A 15,584-nucleotide genomic window follows, 5' to 3' on the forward strand; every position below is an offset into this window, starting at 1 on the left:
CGACGCGATGAGCTATCTGAAGATCGACCATGTCGACAAACGCTTCCAGCGCGGCGCCGCGACCACGGAAGTGCTCAAGGACATCAGCCTCGTCATCGACAAGGGCGAGTTCGTCTCGATCATCGGCCATTCCGGCTGCGGCAAGTCGACCCTGCTCAACATCGTCGCGGGTCTCACGCCCGCGACGACCGGTGGCATCCTGCTCGAGGGCAAGGAGGTCAACGCGCCGGGGCCGGACCGCGCCGTGGTCTTCCAGAACCACTCGCTGCTGCCCTGGCTCACCGTCTACGACAATGTCGCGCTCGCCGTGAACAAGGTGTTTGGCCGGACCAGGAGCAGGGCCGAGCGGCATGACTGGATCATGCACAATCTCGACCTCGTCCAGATGGGGCATGCCAGGGACAAGCGCCCAGGCGAGATTTCCGGCGGCATGAAGCAGCGCGTCGGCATCGCGCGCGGCCTCGCCATGGAGCCCAAGATCCTGCTGCTCGACGAGCCTTTCGGGGCGCTCGACGCACTGACCCGCGCGCATCTGCAGGACTCGGTGATGCAGATCCATGCGGCGCTCGGCAACACCATGATCATGATCACCCATGACGTCGACGAGGCTGTGCTGCTCTCCGACCGGATCGTGATGCTGACCAACGGCCCCTCCGCCCGCATCGGCGAGGTTCTGGACGTGCATCTCGCCCGCCCGCGCCAGCGGCTCGAGCTGGTCTCGGACCGGACCTACATCGCCGCGCGCGAGGCAGTGCTGAAATTCCTCTACGAGCGCCATCGCTTCGTCGAGGCAGCGTGACGGCGACGGCCATGAGCGACGATTTCACACCCGACCAGAAGCGCTATCTCGAAGGCTTCGTCAGCGGCATGCAGTCGGCCCGCACGGCGCGGGGCCTGAGCCCGCTCGGCGGTACCTCAGGCAGCGCTTCGGCCACGCCAGGCGGTCCCGACAGGGAGCATGCCGAAGCACAGGCCAGAACGATTGCCGCCGGCGGCAAGCTCGTCGATCAGGAGAAATGGAAGGCTGCCGAGCACCCTTTCGACGCTTATGCCCGGTTCAAGGAGCAGGCAGGGGCCGGCACCTTTCCCAAGCCCGAAGACAATTTCCGCTGGCGTTATCACGGCCTGTTCTACGTGGCGCCGGCGCAGAACAGCTATATGTGCCGGCTGCGCATCCCCAACGGCATCCTCAAGGCCTGGCAGTTTGCCGGCGTCGCCGATCTCGCGGAGCACTTCGGCGGCGGCTACAGCCATGTCACCACCCGCGCCAATCTCCAGATCCGCGAGATCGCCGCCGAGAATGCACCGCTTCTGCTGGAAGGGCTCGCCGATCTCGGCCTCACCGCCAAGGGCTCGGGCGCCGACAACATCCGCAACGTCACGGGATCGGCGACCGCCGGTATCGACCCGCTCGAACTGCTCGACACCCGTCCGCATGCCCGCGCCTGGCACCATCACATCCTGAACGACCGCTCGCTCTACGGGCTGCCGCGCAAGTTCAACGTCGCCTTCGACGGCGCCGGCTCGGTCGCGACGCTGGAGGACACCAACGATATCGGCTTCCAGGCCATCGAGGTCATGGAGGGGGCGGCGTTCGAGGAGCAGCCGGTCGCGCCCGGCATCTGGTATCGCCTCGCGCTCGGCGGCATCACCGGCCACAAGGACCTTGCGCGCGACACCGGCGTCATCGTCGCCCCATCCGACGCGATTGCGATCGCCGATGCGATCATTCGCGCCTTCATCGCCAACGGAAACCGCACGGACCGCAACAAATCGCGGCTCAAATACGTGCTCGATGCCTGGGGCTTCGATAGATTCCTCGCCGCCGTCGAGGAGAAGCTCGGCCGCCGGCTGATCCGACTCGATGGCGCGTTCGTCAAGCCACGCCCTTCTTATGACCGGCTCGCCCATATCGGCGTCCACGCGCAGACTCAGGCCGGCCTGAACTGGATCGGCGTGGCGCTGCCCGTCGGCAAGCTCACGGTCCAGCAGATGCGCGTCATCGCGTCGATCGCGCAAGGATGTGGTGATGGCGATATCCGCCTCACCGTCTGGCAGAACCTGCTGATCTCCGGCGTGCCTGACGCGAAGGTCGAGGACGTACTCGCCAATCTCAAGGCCATCGGCCTCTCCGCCGAAACCTCGATTTTGCGCGCCGGGCTGATCGCCTGCACCGGTGCGACCGGCTGCAAGTTCGCCGGCGCCCATACCAAGGAGGATGCGCTCGCCATCGCCGCCCATTGCGAGCCGCGCATCACGCTCGACACGGCCGTCAATATCCACCTGACCGGCTGCCACAATTCCTGCGCCCAGCACTATATCGGCGATCTCGGGCTGATCGGCGTCAAGGTTCCGGTCAATGACGAGGGCGACACCGTGCCCGGCTATCATGTCTTCGTCGGCGGCGGCTTCGGCGTCGAGGGTGGGATAGGCCGGGAGTTCCGGACCAATGTGAAGGCACAGGATGCGCCAGCCTTGGTCGAGGCGATCCTGCGGAGCTGGCAGGCACATCGCGCCGCCCCCGACGAAAGCTTCGTCGCCTTCGCCCGCCGCCACGAGATCGCGGCACTGCAAGCCATGGTCGAGCAGATCGGGGATGCGGCATGACCGTCCAGAGCCCGAGCCCGATCGTCCAGGTCCTGCCGGAAACCGCGCCCTTCAGCGAGGAGCAGCGCTCCTGGCTGAACGGCTTCTTCGCCGGACTGCTTTCGCTCGACAATGCCGGCGTGACCGCGCTGTCACCAACCGAGAACGCCGCCGTCATGGCGGAGGCCGAGGACGGCGCGCCCTGGCACGACCCGTCGCTGGAGATGACCGAGCGCATGAAGCTGGCCGAAGGCAGGCCGCTGCCGCGCAAGCTCTACGCCGCCATGGCCCAGCAGGATTGCGGACAATGCGGCTATGTCTGCGAGAGCTACTCTGCCGCCATCGCGTCAGGCGCCGAAAGCCGGCTCAATCTCTGTGCACCGGGCGGCAAGGAGACGCTTCGCCAGGTCAAGGCACTGATGGAGGTGCCCGCCGCTGCCGCCGCGAGCGCTCCCATCGATCCTGCGCCGGCGGCAGAGCTCGGGCCGAAAGGGCGCTGCCGCGAGAACCCGGCACTCGCGACCTTCCTCTCGCGCCGCAAACTCAACGGCGAAGGCTCCGAGAAGGAGACCTGGCATGTCGAATTCGACCTCTCGGAATGCGGCCTCGATTACGTCGTCGGAGATGCCTTCGGCATCGTCGCGCAGAACGATGCCCGCCTGGCCGATGCCGTGATCGCCCTCCTGGGCGCGCGGCCGGATGCAGAGATCGGCGGCAAGCCCCTGCGCGAGAAGCTCATGGAGGATTGCGCGCTCGGTCCCGCGCCCGACGCCCTGTTCCAGCTCATCTCCTATGTCACCGGCGGGGAGACCCGGGCCAAGGCCAGGCGCCTCGCTGCCGGTGAAGATCCCGATGGCGATCTCGACCGGCTCGACGTGCTCGGGGCGCTGCACAAGTTCTCTCAGGCACGGCTTTCGTCCGAGGCCTTCGTCGAGGCGCTCGATCCGCTCCAGCCGCGGCTCTATTCGATCTCCTCCTCGCACAACGCGACCCCCGGCCGGATCTCGCTGACGGTCGATGCGGTGCGTTACAAGGTCGGCTCGCGCCCGCGCTGGGGCGTGGCCTCGACCTTCCTCGCCGAGCGCGTGCGCGCCGGTGACAAGGTGCCGATCTATGTCCAGCGCGCACACGGCTTCGGTCTGCCGGCCGATCCGGCGACGCCGGTGATCATGTGCGGCCCGGGCACGGGCGTCGCGCCGTTCCGCGCCTTCCTGCACGAACGGCAGGCGACCAGGGCGCCCGGCCGCAACTGGCTGTTCTTCGGCCACCAGCGCCGGGCCTGCGATTTCTTCTATGAAGATGAGCTGCAGGCGATGAAGGATGCGGGATTCCTCTCCAACCTGACGCTCGCCTGGTCGCGCGATGGCGAGAAAATCTATGTTCAGGATCGCATGCGCGAGCGCGGCAGCGAACTCTGGTCATGGCTCGAGCAAGGCGCGCATTTCTACGTCTGTGGCGATGCCAAGCGGATGGCCCGGGATGTCGAGCGGGCCCTGGTCGACGTCGTCGTGACGCATGGCGGGCGCTCCGCCGAGGACGCGATCGCCTATGTCGCCGCGCTGCGGAAGGCCGGCCGCTATCAGGCTGATGTCTATTAGAGGTTCATGCTCTCAACGCCATCGAGGAGCCAGGCTGGCGCCGCAGCGCCCTTCGATCCTGACCGCCGTCCGGTCGGAGGCGGTGGAAGATCGGCCGGAACGCTGGTAGAGTGGATCGATGCGGGAGAACCGGCACGGCACGATGCGCAATCTTATCGCTGCGATGGCGGCTCTGCTGGCCATGCTGCTCTCGCTGCCCGCCCATGCCCAGTTCGACGCGACGCCCGGTAATGGCCCCTTGTATCCGGGCGGGCCGCGGCAAGGCCTGGGGCCGCCGTCGATCACCGACCATGTCCCGGATATCCGATTGCATTCGAGCCAGGGCGGCATTCCCGGCGCGGGGCCGGCTATCGGCTCCGGCGCCAATGCTCTGCGCCCGTACGAACCGTCCTCGGCCAGGCTCTATCGCAGGGCCGACCGGACGAGCGGGCTCGGGCGTCATTGCCGAACGGCATCGCGCCAATGCACGCTCCGACGACCGGCCGCTCTGGGCGACGATTGCTCATGCCGCACGCCCCGGAATGGGCGCAGGCACGGCCACGTTGTCCGGTAGCTGTTTCCTGCAAAGCCGCGCCTCCGCTCCGTGGCGCGATGAATACGAGGTCATGCAAGCTTTATCGGCCAAACAGGAACTGCGTCGTGCCTTCCGGCATATCGAGCAGGAATTGCCGACCCGGATGGCGGCGGCCCTGAGATGGCTGCGCCATCCGCGCTCGCGGCTGGTCCGCATTCCCGCCGGCATCGCCCTCATCGCCGGAGGCGTATTCTCGTTCCTGCCGTTGCTGGGGCTGTGGATGCTGCCGCTCGGCCTGCTCCTGCTCGCAGCCGACGTGCCGTTCCTGCAGCGGCCGATGGCGCGCTTCGCGCTCTGGTGCGTCCGTGCGCTCAACCGCTTCCGGGCCTGGCGCAAGCGGGGTTGAACCCGCCGCGGTCAGACAATCAGCTCGGTGATGGGCAATCGCGCGCGATGCGAAGCGGCGTCCGGCGGGAGCTGGCCCAGCCGGAAGACGTTGACGAGCCTGCGCCCGGCCGGCAACGGATGGCGCGCGAGAAGGGCGGCATTGCTGACCGGCCAGTCGGCAAGCACCGAGATCGGGCAGGCGCCGAGCCCCTGCGCTTCCATCGAGAGCCAGGCCCGGTAGAAGGCACGGCCCGTCTCCAGCGGGTCCTCGCCCAGCGGCCGGTGAAACAGCGCGATCGCGCCCGATGCCGTCTTGGAACGCTCCCGCGTCAGCGGTTCGGCAAGACCGAGGCGTTTCAGCAGCGGGAACAAGGGCCCGAGCACGAGGGATGCTCCCATCGCCTCGACGCTGCCCAGCGCCATCGCCTCCGCATTGAGGCCGTCGCGGCCATAGCGCGGATCGTGGCGTGACAACCGCATCCAGGCGAGCAGCTCACGCCGATGCGCATCTTCGCGCAGGAAATGGAAGCCGGCGCGGTCCGCCAGCTCCGCGATCTCCGCGACGGCGGGGCCTGCTGGGACGACCAGGAGGTCGGGCGCGGCAGCAAGCCTTTGAAGGGCTTCCTGGAGTTCGCCTGCGGCCGGCAGAAAGCGACCGCGCCAGGAGCGTCGGCCTGCGACAGCCGAGGCGAGCGGGTCCGCCGTCCCGCCGGGGTCAAGCGTCAGACGGGCGATCACGCGCAGCCCCGAGACCTCATCCGAGCCATCGCCCAGCTCCATACGCGCGATCCGGAGGCTATGTCCGCCACAGGCCAGCGACAATCCTTCGATCGCCGCGCCATGCGAAAGCCGGACATCGTGGCCTGTCGGGTCCGCTGCCGGCAGCTGCCTCTCACCATCCTCCAGCACGAGCACCGTGTCGGCCGCGAGCAGGCGCCAGCGCGTCGGCTGGATGTTGTGGACGCTTGGCGCCAGGCTGGCTTCGGCGATCAGCGTCTCGAACAGGTCGCTATTGAGCATCGCTCAATCTCGCAAGGACTTCGCGAAGAGATGCAAGCGATGCAGCGGTTTGGCACCGGCCTTCTCGGCCTGCCGGAGGCTCGGCCCGTTGACATCGGCGATCCAGGTGCCGCCGAGCTCGGTATAGCCGGCGGCCTTGAGCGCGCTCGCGACCTTGAACAGCATCGCGCCGTTGAGACCGCGATTATGGAGGGCGCGATTGACCGATTGGTAGACGATGACCGCGCGCCGGTTGGTCCAGCGATGCTGCAGGAAGCGGAAGGGAAAGCTCAGACCCATCCGCCCGCCGGTCGCTTTCACCAGCGGGTTGAGATCGGGGATGGCGATGATTGCGCCGACCGGCTCGCCCTTGTGGTGGACGACGGTCGAGATGCGCTTGTCGATCACCCACATCATGTCGCCGGCCTGGAAGCGATATTCCTCGGCCGTGGGCGGCACGAACATCGGATTGGCGTCGAAGCCGTCATTGAGGATGAGCCGGGAGTCCTCAAGCCTCTCGGCGAAATGGCGGCGGTCAATCGGCATCCAGCGATAATCGGGATCGGCGAGGATCTCCTGCTGCTTCGGGCCGAGCAGCCCGCGCGGATCGATATCGGCGAGGTCGATCCTGAAGGTCGTCATCGGAAAGGTCGGCGCGTAGCCATTCGCTTCGAGCAGCCGCGCGACATGCGGCGGACTCCAGAGCATGTCGGTGAAGGGCGCATTGTCGAAGCCGCCGGTGACGACACCGGCCTGCTGCATCGCGGTCAGATTGAAGTTGCCGACGAGTTCGTCCATGCCGCGCTCGCGCGCCCAACCTTCCGCTGCGACGAGCAAAGCCGCGGCGATCTCGGAATCGTCGGCGCAGTCGAAATAGCCGAACTGCGCACGCCTCGTGCCGTGCCGGGCATTGGAGGCGTCGTGGATCGTCGCGACGATCCGGCCGAGCGGCCGGCCATCGCGCAGCGCGGTGAACAACTCGAAGCGGCCATGGCCCTGCGTCACCAGCGGATTCCGGGCAGGATCGAGCATGCGATCGAAATCGGACCACATCGGCGGGACATAAGAACTATCGGGCGGATAGGCGTTGGCGGTGACGACGAAGGCCGCCTTGCGGTCGTTGCTGCAGATCTCGATCATGCGGTTGCCTCGCTCGGCGCCGTTGCCAGCAGGCGGCGCACCAGCGCCAGCGCCGTCTCGGTCGCGGGGTCGGCCGAGACCACCGGCACGGTCACCAGCAGCAGGTCGAGCGGCGCTTCGCCGAGCACGAGCAGATGGCTCGCGGCATGGGAGGCCATCAGCGCCGCCAACCGCTCGGCGGCCGGGTCGGTCGCCGGCCAGGGCCAGCCGCGCCCGGAGGCGTGCAGCACGCCGATGCCGTGCAAGGCCGGCCGCAGGATGGCGGGGTCGTAATCGGCGAGCGCCGCTTCATCGAGCCGGCGTGCGCTGCCGAACAACGGATGTGTCGCGAGCTGGGCGATCAAGTCTTCCCGCGTCTGCGCTCGCGACCGGGCAAGGGAATCGAGGATTCCGGGCGCTTCCGCATCGAAAGCGCTCGACAGCGCATCGACGGCCAGCGCGATGGCGAGCACCCCGGCGAGCGCGACGGCACAGAGCCGCGCGGCATGGGCGAAGCCGGCATCGGGCGTGACGAGCGCCGCCGCCAAGCCCAGGAGCAGCGCAGCGACGACGCGCAGGCTGAGCATCGCAAATCGCTGCCGCCGCGCCGGAGCGGCCCCGCCGGTCACCAGCAGGATCGAGACCAGCAGCAAGGCGCCGACGCCGCCGAGCCTCACCGGCAGACCCGGCAGCAACTCGCGAAAATCGCTGAGCGCGAAGGGCAGGATCAGGAAGGCGCAAAGCCCAAGTCGCCAGACGCTGGTGTTCTCGGACACGGTCAGCGAGGCCTGATCCCGCCGGAACAGCAGGAGCCCGCAGAAGGCGATGGTCAGGAGCTGGAAGCCGGCCAGCGCCAGATCATAGGCCCGGCCCGGCTCGTCGAAGCCGAGGAGACCGGCGAGAACCAGCAGGAGCGATCCGGCAAGCACCGCGATCTTGACGGGGCGTGGGGCATGCCGGCGCAGCATGCCCTCGGTGACGATCAGCGCGCCGAGTGGGAACAGGGCGGCGCAGGCCAGCGCCAGCCGGCTGAGCAATACGCTGCCGCTCCACCAGCCGAGCGCGCGCAGCAGGAAAAGCGCCGCGACCAGCCCCATCGCGAGGAGGAAGCGCCGCGCCAGAGCGCCGCGCGGATCGCGGCGGCGCAAGCTCATCATCGCGACGGCAAGCCCGAGCGCGCCACAGAGATCGACGATCGAATCCGCCACGAGGCCCGGATTGGCGAAACCGCCGGTCATGGCCCGGCCACCATCTTCGCCAGCGCCCGCGCCACGAAAGGCTTGAGCAGCGCCGCAACCGGTGCCGGCCAGGGCCGCTCCACCGCCGGGCGGTAGGGATTGAAGAACCAGCCGCGGCAATCGGTTCCGGTTTTCCGGCCCAGCGTGAGCGCGATCGCCTCATAGGCCATCATCATGCCCGTCGTGATCACCATCGGCGCGAAGGACATGCGGCTGCGCCGGCCGGCCGCGACCTCGCCGGCGATGGCGAGATCGACATGATGACGCGAGCGCGAATGCAGCATGACATGCGTGACCTCGCAGAGCATGGCAGCACGCTTGTCGTCGTCCGACAGCTCCCGCCAGTCCTTTCCGACCGTCGGGAAGCCCAGACGCTCCTCGGGGCGCGAATCGCCGGGGCGCACCACGATCACCGAAGGCAACGGCGCCATATAGGCGTCGATGACAGTCGCGCCCGCAGCTTTCGCCGTGCGGTAGAGGTGCAGGCCGGCTGCGATGTCGTCCATGCCGTTGACAATCACCGGACAGCGACGGGCGATCTCCGGCAGGCGCTCGACCCATTCGGCGCCAAGCACCTCGATCTCGATTTCCGGATTGATCGCGCGGGCAGCCTCGGCCGCCGCTTCCGCCTTGGGCCGGCCGATCGTACCGGCATGGGCGAAGACCTGCCGGTTCAGGTTCGAGATCTCGAAGACGTCGATATCGGCGATGACGAAGCGGCCGATGCCGGCCCGGACCAGCGCCATGAAGGCCGCCCCGCCCATGCCGCCGACCCCGCAGACGAAGATCGTCGCCTGCCGCAGCCGCGCTTGCTCGGCCTCCGAGACGAAACCGATATTGCGGGTGGCGAAGAGCTCGTAGCTGAAGCCGGGGATCATGGTTTCGACCTCGATGGGCGCGGACGCAATGTGCCGAAACGCCGGGTGTCGTCGAGCCAGTGCACCAGCGGCAATAGCAAGCGCTGCACCAGCAGGAAGGCGGAAGCTCCAAGCAATCCCGGCAGCGATGAGTGCGGCACCTGGCCGAGCAGGTAGCGGCGCGCGGCAGCGAGGTCCATGCGGCCGAGCTGGAGCACGTCGTCGCCGCGGGCGTAATCGAGCTTGTCGCGACAGAAGGCGTTGTAACGCTCCTCGCGATGATGCGTCGCCTGCTCGAAGCTCTTCTTCAGGTCGTCCGAGCCGCCGGTATAGGCGTCGGTGATGATCGAGTTCGCCTCGTCAAAGCCGGCCTCGGGGCCGACGCCGAAGACATGACGATGGTCGCGCATGATCTGCCGCGCGAGCGTCAGATGCGCGAAGCTCTGGCGGCTGCCCGGATCGGGCGAGGGATAGACCTCCGAAAAGGTCTCGCAGACCATGCCGACGACGCTCGGCACTTGCGTGACATTGGAGATCCAGCGCGGGCGCAGGCCGCCGCGGACGAAGAGCACCAGCACGGTCAAACCGTAGAGCACCCATGACAGGCCACGGCCGCGCACCTCGGGATCGACCATGACGAGGCCGAGATGCGTGACCTGCTCGGGTTCGCCAGCGAGCGTGAGCGGCATCTGCGCCAGCGCGTTGAAGGCGATGGGCCGGCCGGTCGCCGTTTCGCTGATCAGGGTGATGATGCTCTGGCTCAGGCGCTCGCGCTCGCCGGAGAAGACGCCATAGGTCAGCGCGCCTTGCGCCAGCGTCCGCCCCGCGACCGTGCGCAAATGCTCGACCAGCGTCGCCAGCTCCGCATCGTCGAGCACGGCGCCGGGCCGCTCGATGATGCGGGTCTGCTGACCCGGCGCCGTCGTCAGCGTCAGGTCGAGCGTCGGCCGGGTCAGTGCCTTCAGCCAGAAGCCGAGCATCAGGCCTCCACCGGCGCGGGCCGCGCAGCCCGCTCCTTGACCAGCTTGGCTATACCGGCGAAGTCGAGCTTGCCGGAGCCGAGCACTGGCACGGCCGGCACCACCACGACCTCGGCCGGGATCATTAGGTCCGCCGCGCCCCGGCCCTTGGCGAAGGCCTGGAAGGCAGCGCGCGTCGCGTCCTTCTGCTGGGTCACCAGCACCAGCCGCTCGCCCTTGCGGGCATCGGGGAGGCTGGCGACGCCGGAGAGCACGCCCGGCCAGCATTCGGCGGCGAGCGCCTCGACCGCCGCGAGCGAGACCATCTCGCCGGCGATCTTGGCGAAGCGCTTGGCCCGGCCCTTGATGGTGACGAAGCCGTCCCTGTCGATCGCGACGATATCGCCGGTATCGTGCCAGCCCTCGGGCGGCGGTTCGAGCACGCCGGGGTTCTCCGACTTCAGGTAACCCAGCATGATGTTGGGACCGCGGACATGGAGCCGGCCGCCCTCCTCGACGCCCGGCATCGGCTCGAGCCTGGCTTCCATGCCCGGCATGATCCGGCCGACCGTGCCGAAGCGGTTGAACATCGGCGTGTTCAGTGCCAGCACCGGCGCGGTCTCGGTCACGCCATAGCCTTCAAGGATGCGCAGGCCGAACTTCTCGGCATAGGTCCGCCGCGTCGTATCCTTCACCGGCTCGGCGCCGGCCACGATGTAGCGCAGCGAGCGCAGGTCGTAGGGGTGCGCGGCGCGGGCATAGCCGGTGAGGAAAGTGTCGGTGCCGAACAGGATCGTCGCGTTCGAACCGTAGACCAGCTCCGGCACCATCCGGTAGTGCAGCGGCGAAGGGTAGAGATAGACCGGCACACCCGAGACCAGCGGCAGGATCAGCCCCGCCGTCAGGCCGAAGGAGTGGAAGACCGGCAGCACGTTGAAGACCTTGTCGCGCCGGCCGAAATCGATCCGCGCCGCCGCCTGCGCCGCATTGGCCAGCATGTTGGAATGGCTGAGCACGACGCCCTTGGGCGCGCCCTCCGAGCCCGAGGTGAACAGGATCGCGGCCCGGTCCGAGCCCTTCGCCTGTTCGATCGCCTCGCCGTGGCGCCAGAGCGCTTTGAGCTTGTCGCCCGTGGAGACGGTCGCGCGGACATCTTCGAGGTAGACGATCTTCACCTCGGCCGAGAGCGCCTCGATCAGCGGCCCCATCCGGCCCTTCTCGACGAAGGCGCGCGAGGTGACGATCGTCTTCACCTCAGCGGCCTTGCAGGCGGCGGCGATATTGCCGGCACCGGCCGTGAAATTGATCATCGCCGGCACGCGCGCCGCCGACATCAGGCCGAGCAGCGTCACCGCCGCGCCATTGGCATTGGGCAGCATCACGCCGATCGCCTCGCCCCTGGCCGCCAGCGGCATCAGCTTGCGCCCGAGCACCTCGGCACCGATCAGCAGGCGCTTGTAGGTCAGCGTCCCCGTGATCGGGTCCTCGACCGCGACACGGCTCATGCCGTTGAGCTTCGCGGCCTCCGCCACCGCCTCAAACACGCTGCGGTCGACATCGCTGGTGCGGAAGATCAGGTCCGACATGATCTGGTAGAGTGCCGCACCCGCAGCCTGGCGGCGCGGCTTGCCCTTCAATTCGTCGGACACCGTCAGCGAGACCGGGTCCAGCACGGTGACGTGCACCTTGGGGAACCAGCGGCGGCGGACCTGCTCGCGGGTCAGCCGCGAGAAGATCGTCGCTTCCAGCCCCTCGATGCGAACAGGCACGATCGGCACGCCCGATTTCTCGGCGATCATGCCGACGCCGTCATAGACCTTCATCAGGCTGCCGGTGACGGTGAGGCGGCCTTCCGGGAAGATCACCAGGCTCTCGCCGTTCTTGACCGCGTTGATCAGCGAACGCGTCGCCAGCGGGCGCGAGGGATCGAGCGGCATGGCCCGCGTCAGCTTCAGGAAGGGCTTCACCCACCAGCGCTGGGCGATGCCGTGGTCGATGGCGAAGACCGGCTCCTTGTCGAGGATCGAGAGCGCCAACGCCGCATCGAGGAAGGAGACGTGGTTCAGCGCGATGATGGCGTTGTCGCCGGCCTTGGCAATGTTCTCGCGGCCAGTGACCTCGACGCGGTAGAAGGCGCGGAACAGGATCGAGAGGAAATCGCTGAGCGGATTGGTCGGTAGCGTCCGGAAAATCCAGACCGAGGCCACGATCGTCAGGGCGCCGATCAGCAGGAAGAGATGGCTCAGCGTCAGGCCGGCAGCCTGCAGCAGGGCGACGACCGCCGCGCCGGCGACCATGAAAGCGGCCGAGAGCACGTTGACGGCGGCGACGATGCGGGCGCGCTTGTCGGCCGGCGCCCAGGCCTGCGTCGCGGCGAAGGAGGGCACGATGAAGATGCCGCCGGCGATGGCGAGGCCGGCAAGGTCGATGCCGACGCGCCAAGCGGGAGAACTACCGAAGAAGACGCCGATATCCTGCGCCGGCTGATGCGCGACGATGCCCGACACGGCCCAGCCGAGATCGAGCGCGAACAGGCCCATCACGATGCCGGCAACCGGCACGGGCAGGAGCACGATGCGCCCGCTCGCCAGGAAGGAACCGATGCCGGACCCGACGGCGATCGCGATGGCGAAGGTGGCGAGATAGGCGGAGACGACCATCTCGGTGCCGCCCATGCCGTTCTTCACCAGCGCCGGCAGCAACGCCATCACGACGGCGCCGATCAGCCAGAAGAGCGAGACCATCACGCCTGTGCGCCAGAGCCGCGCATCAGCCCAGAGATCTTTCAGCAGGTCGCGGGTCGAGCGCAGGATGTTCCGGTCGATCACGAGATCGGGCGCGGCCGCGCCGGTCTTGGGGATGAACAGGGTCGAGACCCAGCAGGCGAGTGCGAAGACCATGATCAGCAGGCTGAGTTGCGCCGCATCGCCACCCTCGCGTGCCGTCAGGCCGCCGGCGATGGTGCCGAGCAGGATCGCGATGAAGGTCGCGCCTTCGATCAGCGCGTTGCCGGCCGGCAGTTCCTCACGCTTCAGGTGATCCGGCAGGATGCCGTATTTGATCGGCCCGAACAGGGCGGCGATGACGCCGAACAGGAAGAGCGCAGCGAACAGCATCGGCACGGAATGCAGCGTGAAGCCGAGTGCCGCGACGCCGGCCGCACCGATCTCGGCGAGCTTCAGGCGCTGCGCCATCATCGCCTTGTCGAAGCGGTCGGCCATCTGACCGCCGATGCCGGAGAGCAGGAAGAAAGGCAGGATGAAGAGCCCGCCCGCCAGCGTCACCAGCGCCTCGCCATGCGAACCGGCGAGCCGGTAGAGGATGATGAAGACCAGCGCGTTCTTGAGGAAATTATCGTTGAACGCGGAAAAGAACTGCGCCCAGAACAACGGCGCGAAGCGCCTTTTCAGCATCAGGGTGTCGAACATCATGCACTCGCGCGGTTCGAGGAAGGTTCGCATCGCCCCCGCAAAGCAATCCTTGCCGGCGGCGGGCGATGCGATCTTGCGGTTAAGCGGAGCTTACCGGCGAGGTTCACGGCGCCGGCTTGCCGGCATCCATCAGCAGGCGTTCGGTGCGGGCGTCCTCGATGCGGTTCACCAGCCTGGACGCCTCGTGCATGTCGCGCACTGTCTTGGTCATGGTGATGCAGGACTGGACCAGCATGACGCAACCCATGGCGAGATAACCCCTGGCCCACCAGTCGAGCGGCAGGAACAAGATACCAGCCGCGACCATCGCGCCGGCGGCGAAGAAGGAGGCGTAGGTGAAGCTGACCCAGGCGCCGCTATGCGGCTGAACGTTCTGGTTCATGATGACGATCTCCCTGTTTGAAATGCGATTGCCGCTCGATCAGTTCGCGGGGGCGGGCGGACGCTGGCGCAGGCGCTCCAGCACATCCTCGGCGGTCGTCCGCAGCCGGGGGCCGAAGCCCTTGGCCGCCAGCTTTTCCGCAACGGAAACTGCGGCGGCGCCGTCGAGTTCGTCGAGCGCAGTCTCCGCCGCCTCGGCCTCGACCTGGCGTTCGCGCAATCGCTTCAGCGTCTGCTCGGCTTCGGCCAGCGTCGCCTCATGGGCGGGGCCGGGCTCTATCCGGCCCTGCCGCATCTGGCGCACGGCCTCCGAGGCACGGGCGAGGCGCCGGCCGCGATCGAGCTCGGCAATCCGCGCCTGAGCCTGAGCGACATGGCGGCGCAGGCGGAGGATCTCGGTAGCGAAGAGCGCCTGCGCGCTTGAAGCCGCCTCGCGATCAGCCTCCAGCGCCGCAATCGCCTCGGCGCCCTCTCGGGCGAGGCTTTCGTCGCCAGCGCCCAATGCCGCTGCGACGCGGTTTTCCAGATCGGCGATGCGCGTGCTGCTTGAGGCGAGGCGTTCGGTCTCCTGCCGGTCCTGCGCGATTGCGATCGCCAGCGCTTTCTTGGCGCGCTCGAAGGCGCCGGCTGCGTCCCGCAATTGCTGGTCGAGGATCAGAAGGGCGTTGCGATCGGCGAAGCGCTCCTCGGCGACGGCGGCGCCGCCGCGAACGAAGGTGAGAAACATCTTGAGCATTGGCTTTCCCCTGCTATGAACGTTGTTCATGAATGAATCGATAGCGCATTCATGAACGTCGTTCAAGAACTATTTTGAACGACGTTCACAGTCAGGTGCCAGACGACCGAGGCGAGAACGCAGAGATGACCACCACGGCAGCGCGGCGCGACCGGCAGCGCGACCTTCTGATCGATGCGGCGGAGCGGGCCATCGCCGGGAAAGGCCTTGCGGGCCTGAAGGCGCGCGAGCTCGCGCAGGAGATCGGCTGCTCGCTCGGCGCGATCTACAATCTCGTCGCGGATATGGACGAGCTTGTGCTGCGGGTCGGCTCGCGCACCCTCGCCCGGCTTGACGCGGCGCTCAACGCCGCATCCCCACCCGTTTCGTCACAGGAACAGGCCACGGAAGCCCTTGTTGCCGTCGCCCTCGCCTACTCGGCCTTCGCCCGCGACAACCTGCAGCTGTGGCGCGTGCTGTTCGAGCACCGCATGGCTGAGGGCGCCGTGGTGCCCGACTGGGCCGTCTCTGAGCAGATGACCATGTTCCGGCACATTCTCCAGCCGCTGGGCACGCTGGTGCCGGATCGCAGCGCGGAGAACCGCAACCTCCTGGGCCGGACGCTGTTCTCGGCCGTCCATGGCGTTGTCGCGATCGGATTGGAGGAGAAGCTGATCGCCGTTCCCCGACCCGAACTCGACCGCCAGATCGAGGGGCTGGTGCGGTTGGCCTGCCGTGGCCTATCTGCCGCGAATTGAGACCAAGGCCGTTAACCTGCGTTAACTTTCAGGGAGCCTCGC

General features: G+C 67.7%; 13 protein-coding genes. 5 read left to right on the forward strand and 8 right to left on the reverse strand.

Going from position 1 to position 15,584, the window contains the following annotated elements:
* Positions 1-7 precede the first annotated feature (7 nt).
* The 4 genes from AC1RLU_RS23275 (at position 8) to AC1RLU_RS23290 (ending at position 5,104) form a co-directional block, all read left to right on the forward strand.
* Positions 8-799, forward strand: coding sequence for an ABC transporter ATP-binding protein (locus tag AC1RLU_RS23275; protein ID WP_492798486.1), 792 nt, complete (start codon positions 8-10; stop codon positions 797-799).
* An 11-nt stretch (positions 800-810) separates the two neighbouring features.
* The gene (locus AC1RLU_RS23280; protein ID WP_492798487.1) at positions 811-2,607 is read left to right on the forward strand and encodes a NirA family protein; all 1,797 of its coding nucleotides are present in this window, start codon (positions 811-813) and stop codon (positions 2,605-2,607) included.
* A complete protein-coding gene (locus AC1RLU_RS23285; protein ID WP_492798488.1) occupies positions 2,604-4,184 on the forward strand; it encodes a sulfite reductase subunit alpha in 1,581 nt (526 codons plus the stop codon). Before AC1RLU_RS23280 ends, AC1RLU_RS23285 begins: the two co-directional genes overlap by 4 nt.
* Positions 4,185-4,789: 605 nt before the next feature.
* Positions 4,790-5,104 carry a hypothetical protein gene (locus AC1RLU_RS23290; RefSeq protein WP_492798489.1) on the forward strand — a complete coding sequence of 105 codons (315 nt, stop codon included), beginning with the start codon at positions 4,790-4,792 and terminating at the stop codon, positions 5,102-5,104.
* Between the two features lie 11 nt (positions 5,105-5,115).
* On the opposite strand, the gene AC1RLU_RS23295 is transcribed toward AC1RLU_RS23290, so the two are convergent.
* From AC1RLU_RS23295 to AC1RLU_RS23330, 8 genes are all read right to left on the reverse strand, one after another.
* Positions 5,116-6,105, reverse strand: coding sequence for a hypothetical protein (locus AC1RLU_RS23295; protein WP_492798490.1), 990 nt, complete (start codon positions 6,103-6,105; stop codon positions 5,116-5,118).
* Positions 6,106-6,108: 3 nt separating this feature from the next.
* Positions 6,109-7,224: a GNAT family N-acetyltransferase gene (locus tag AC1RLU_RS23300; protein ID WP_492798491.1), complete on the reverse strand. Its 1,116-nt coding sequence runs from the start codon at positions 7,222-7,224 to the stop codon at positions 6,109-6,111.
* The gene (locus AC1RLU_RS23305; protein ID WP_492798492.1) at positions 7,221-8,441 is read right to left on the reverse strand and encodes a hypothetical protein; all 1,221 of its coding nucleotides are present in this window, start codon (positions 8,439-8,441) and stop codon (positions 7,221-7,223) included. The genes AC1RLU_RS23300 and AC1RLU_RS23305 overlap by 4 nt, the downstream gene beginning before the upstream one ends.
* On the reverse strand, positions 8,438-9,319 hold the full coding sequence (locus AC1RLU_RS23310) for a ThiF family adenylyltransferase (protein WP_492798493.1): 882 nt from the start codon (positions 9,317-9,319) through the stop codon (positions 8,438-8,440). Before AC1RLU_RS23310 ends, AC1RLU_RS23305 begins: the two co-directional genes overlap by 4 nt.
* Positions 9,316-10,278, reverse strand: a complete 963-nt coding sequence (locus AC1RLU_RS23315; protein WP_492798494.1) for a hypothetical protein — start codon at positions 10,276-10,278, stop codon at positions 9,316-9,318. Before AC1RLU_RS23315 ends, AC1RLU_RS23310 begins: the two co-directional genes overlap by 4 nt.
* Complete coding sequence (locus AC1RLU_RS23320; protein WP_492798598.1) at positions 10,278-13,685, reverse strand: acyl-[ACP]--phospholipid O-acyltransferase; 3,408 nt, start codon at positions 13,683-13,685, stop codon at positions 10,278-10,280. Before AC1RLU_RS23320 ends, AC1RLU_RS23315 begins: the two co-directional genes overlap by 1 nt.
* 106 nt (positions 13,686-13,791) lie before the next feature.
* Positions 13,792-14,070, reverse strand: a complete 279-nt coding sequence (locus AC1RLU_RS23325) for a YiaA/YiaB family inner membrane protein (RefSeq protein WP_061966449.1) — start codon at positions 14,068-14,070, stop codon at positions 13,792-13,794.
* Between the two features lie 39 nt (positions 14,071-14,109).
* Positions 14,110-14,805: a PspA/IM30 family protein gene (locus tag AC1RLU_RS23330; protein WP_492798495.1), complete on the reverse strand. Its 696-nt coding sequence runs from the start codon at positions 14,803-14,805 to the stop codon at positions 14,110-14,112.
* A 125-nt stretch (positions 14,806-14,930) separates the two neighbouring features.
* Between AC1RLU_RS23330 and AC1RLU_RS23335 the strand changes: the two genes are divergently transcribed.
* Positions 14,931-15,542 (forward strand): TetR/AcrR family transcriptional regulator, encoded by a 612-nt coding sequence (locus AC1RLU_RS23335; RefSeq protein WP_492798496.1) that lies wholly within the window; start codon positions 14,931-14,933, stop codon positions 15,540-15,542.
* Positions 15,543-15,584: the final 42 nt, after the last annotated feature.

The organism is Allobosea sp. GW822-FHT05A11 (assembly GCF_058800455.1).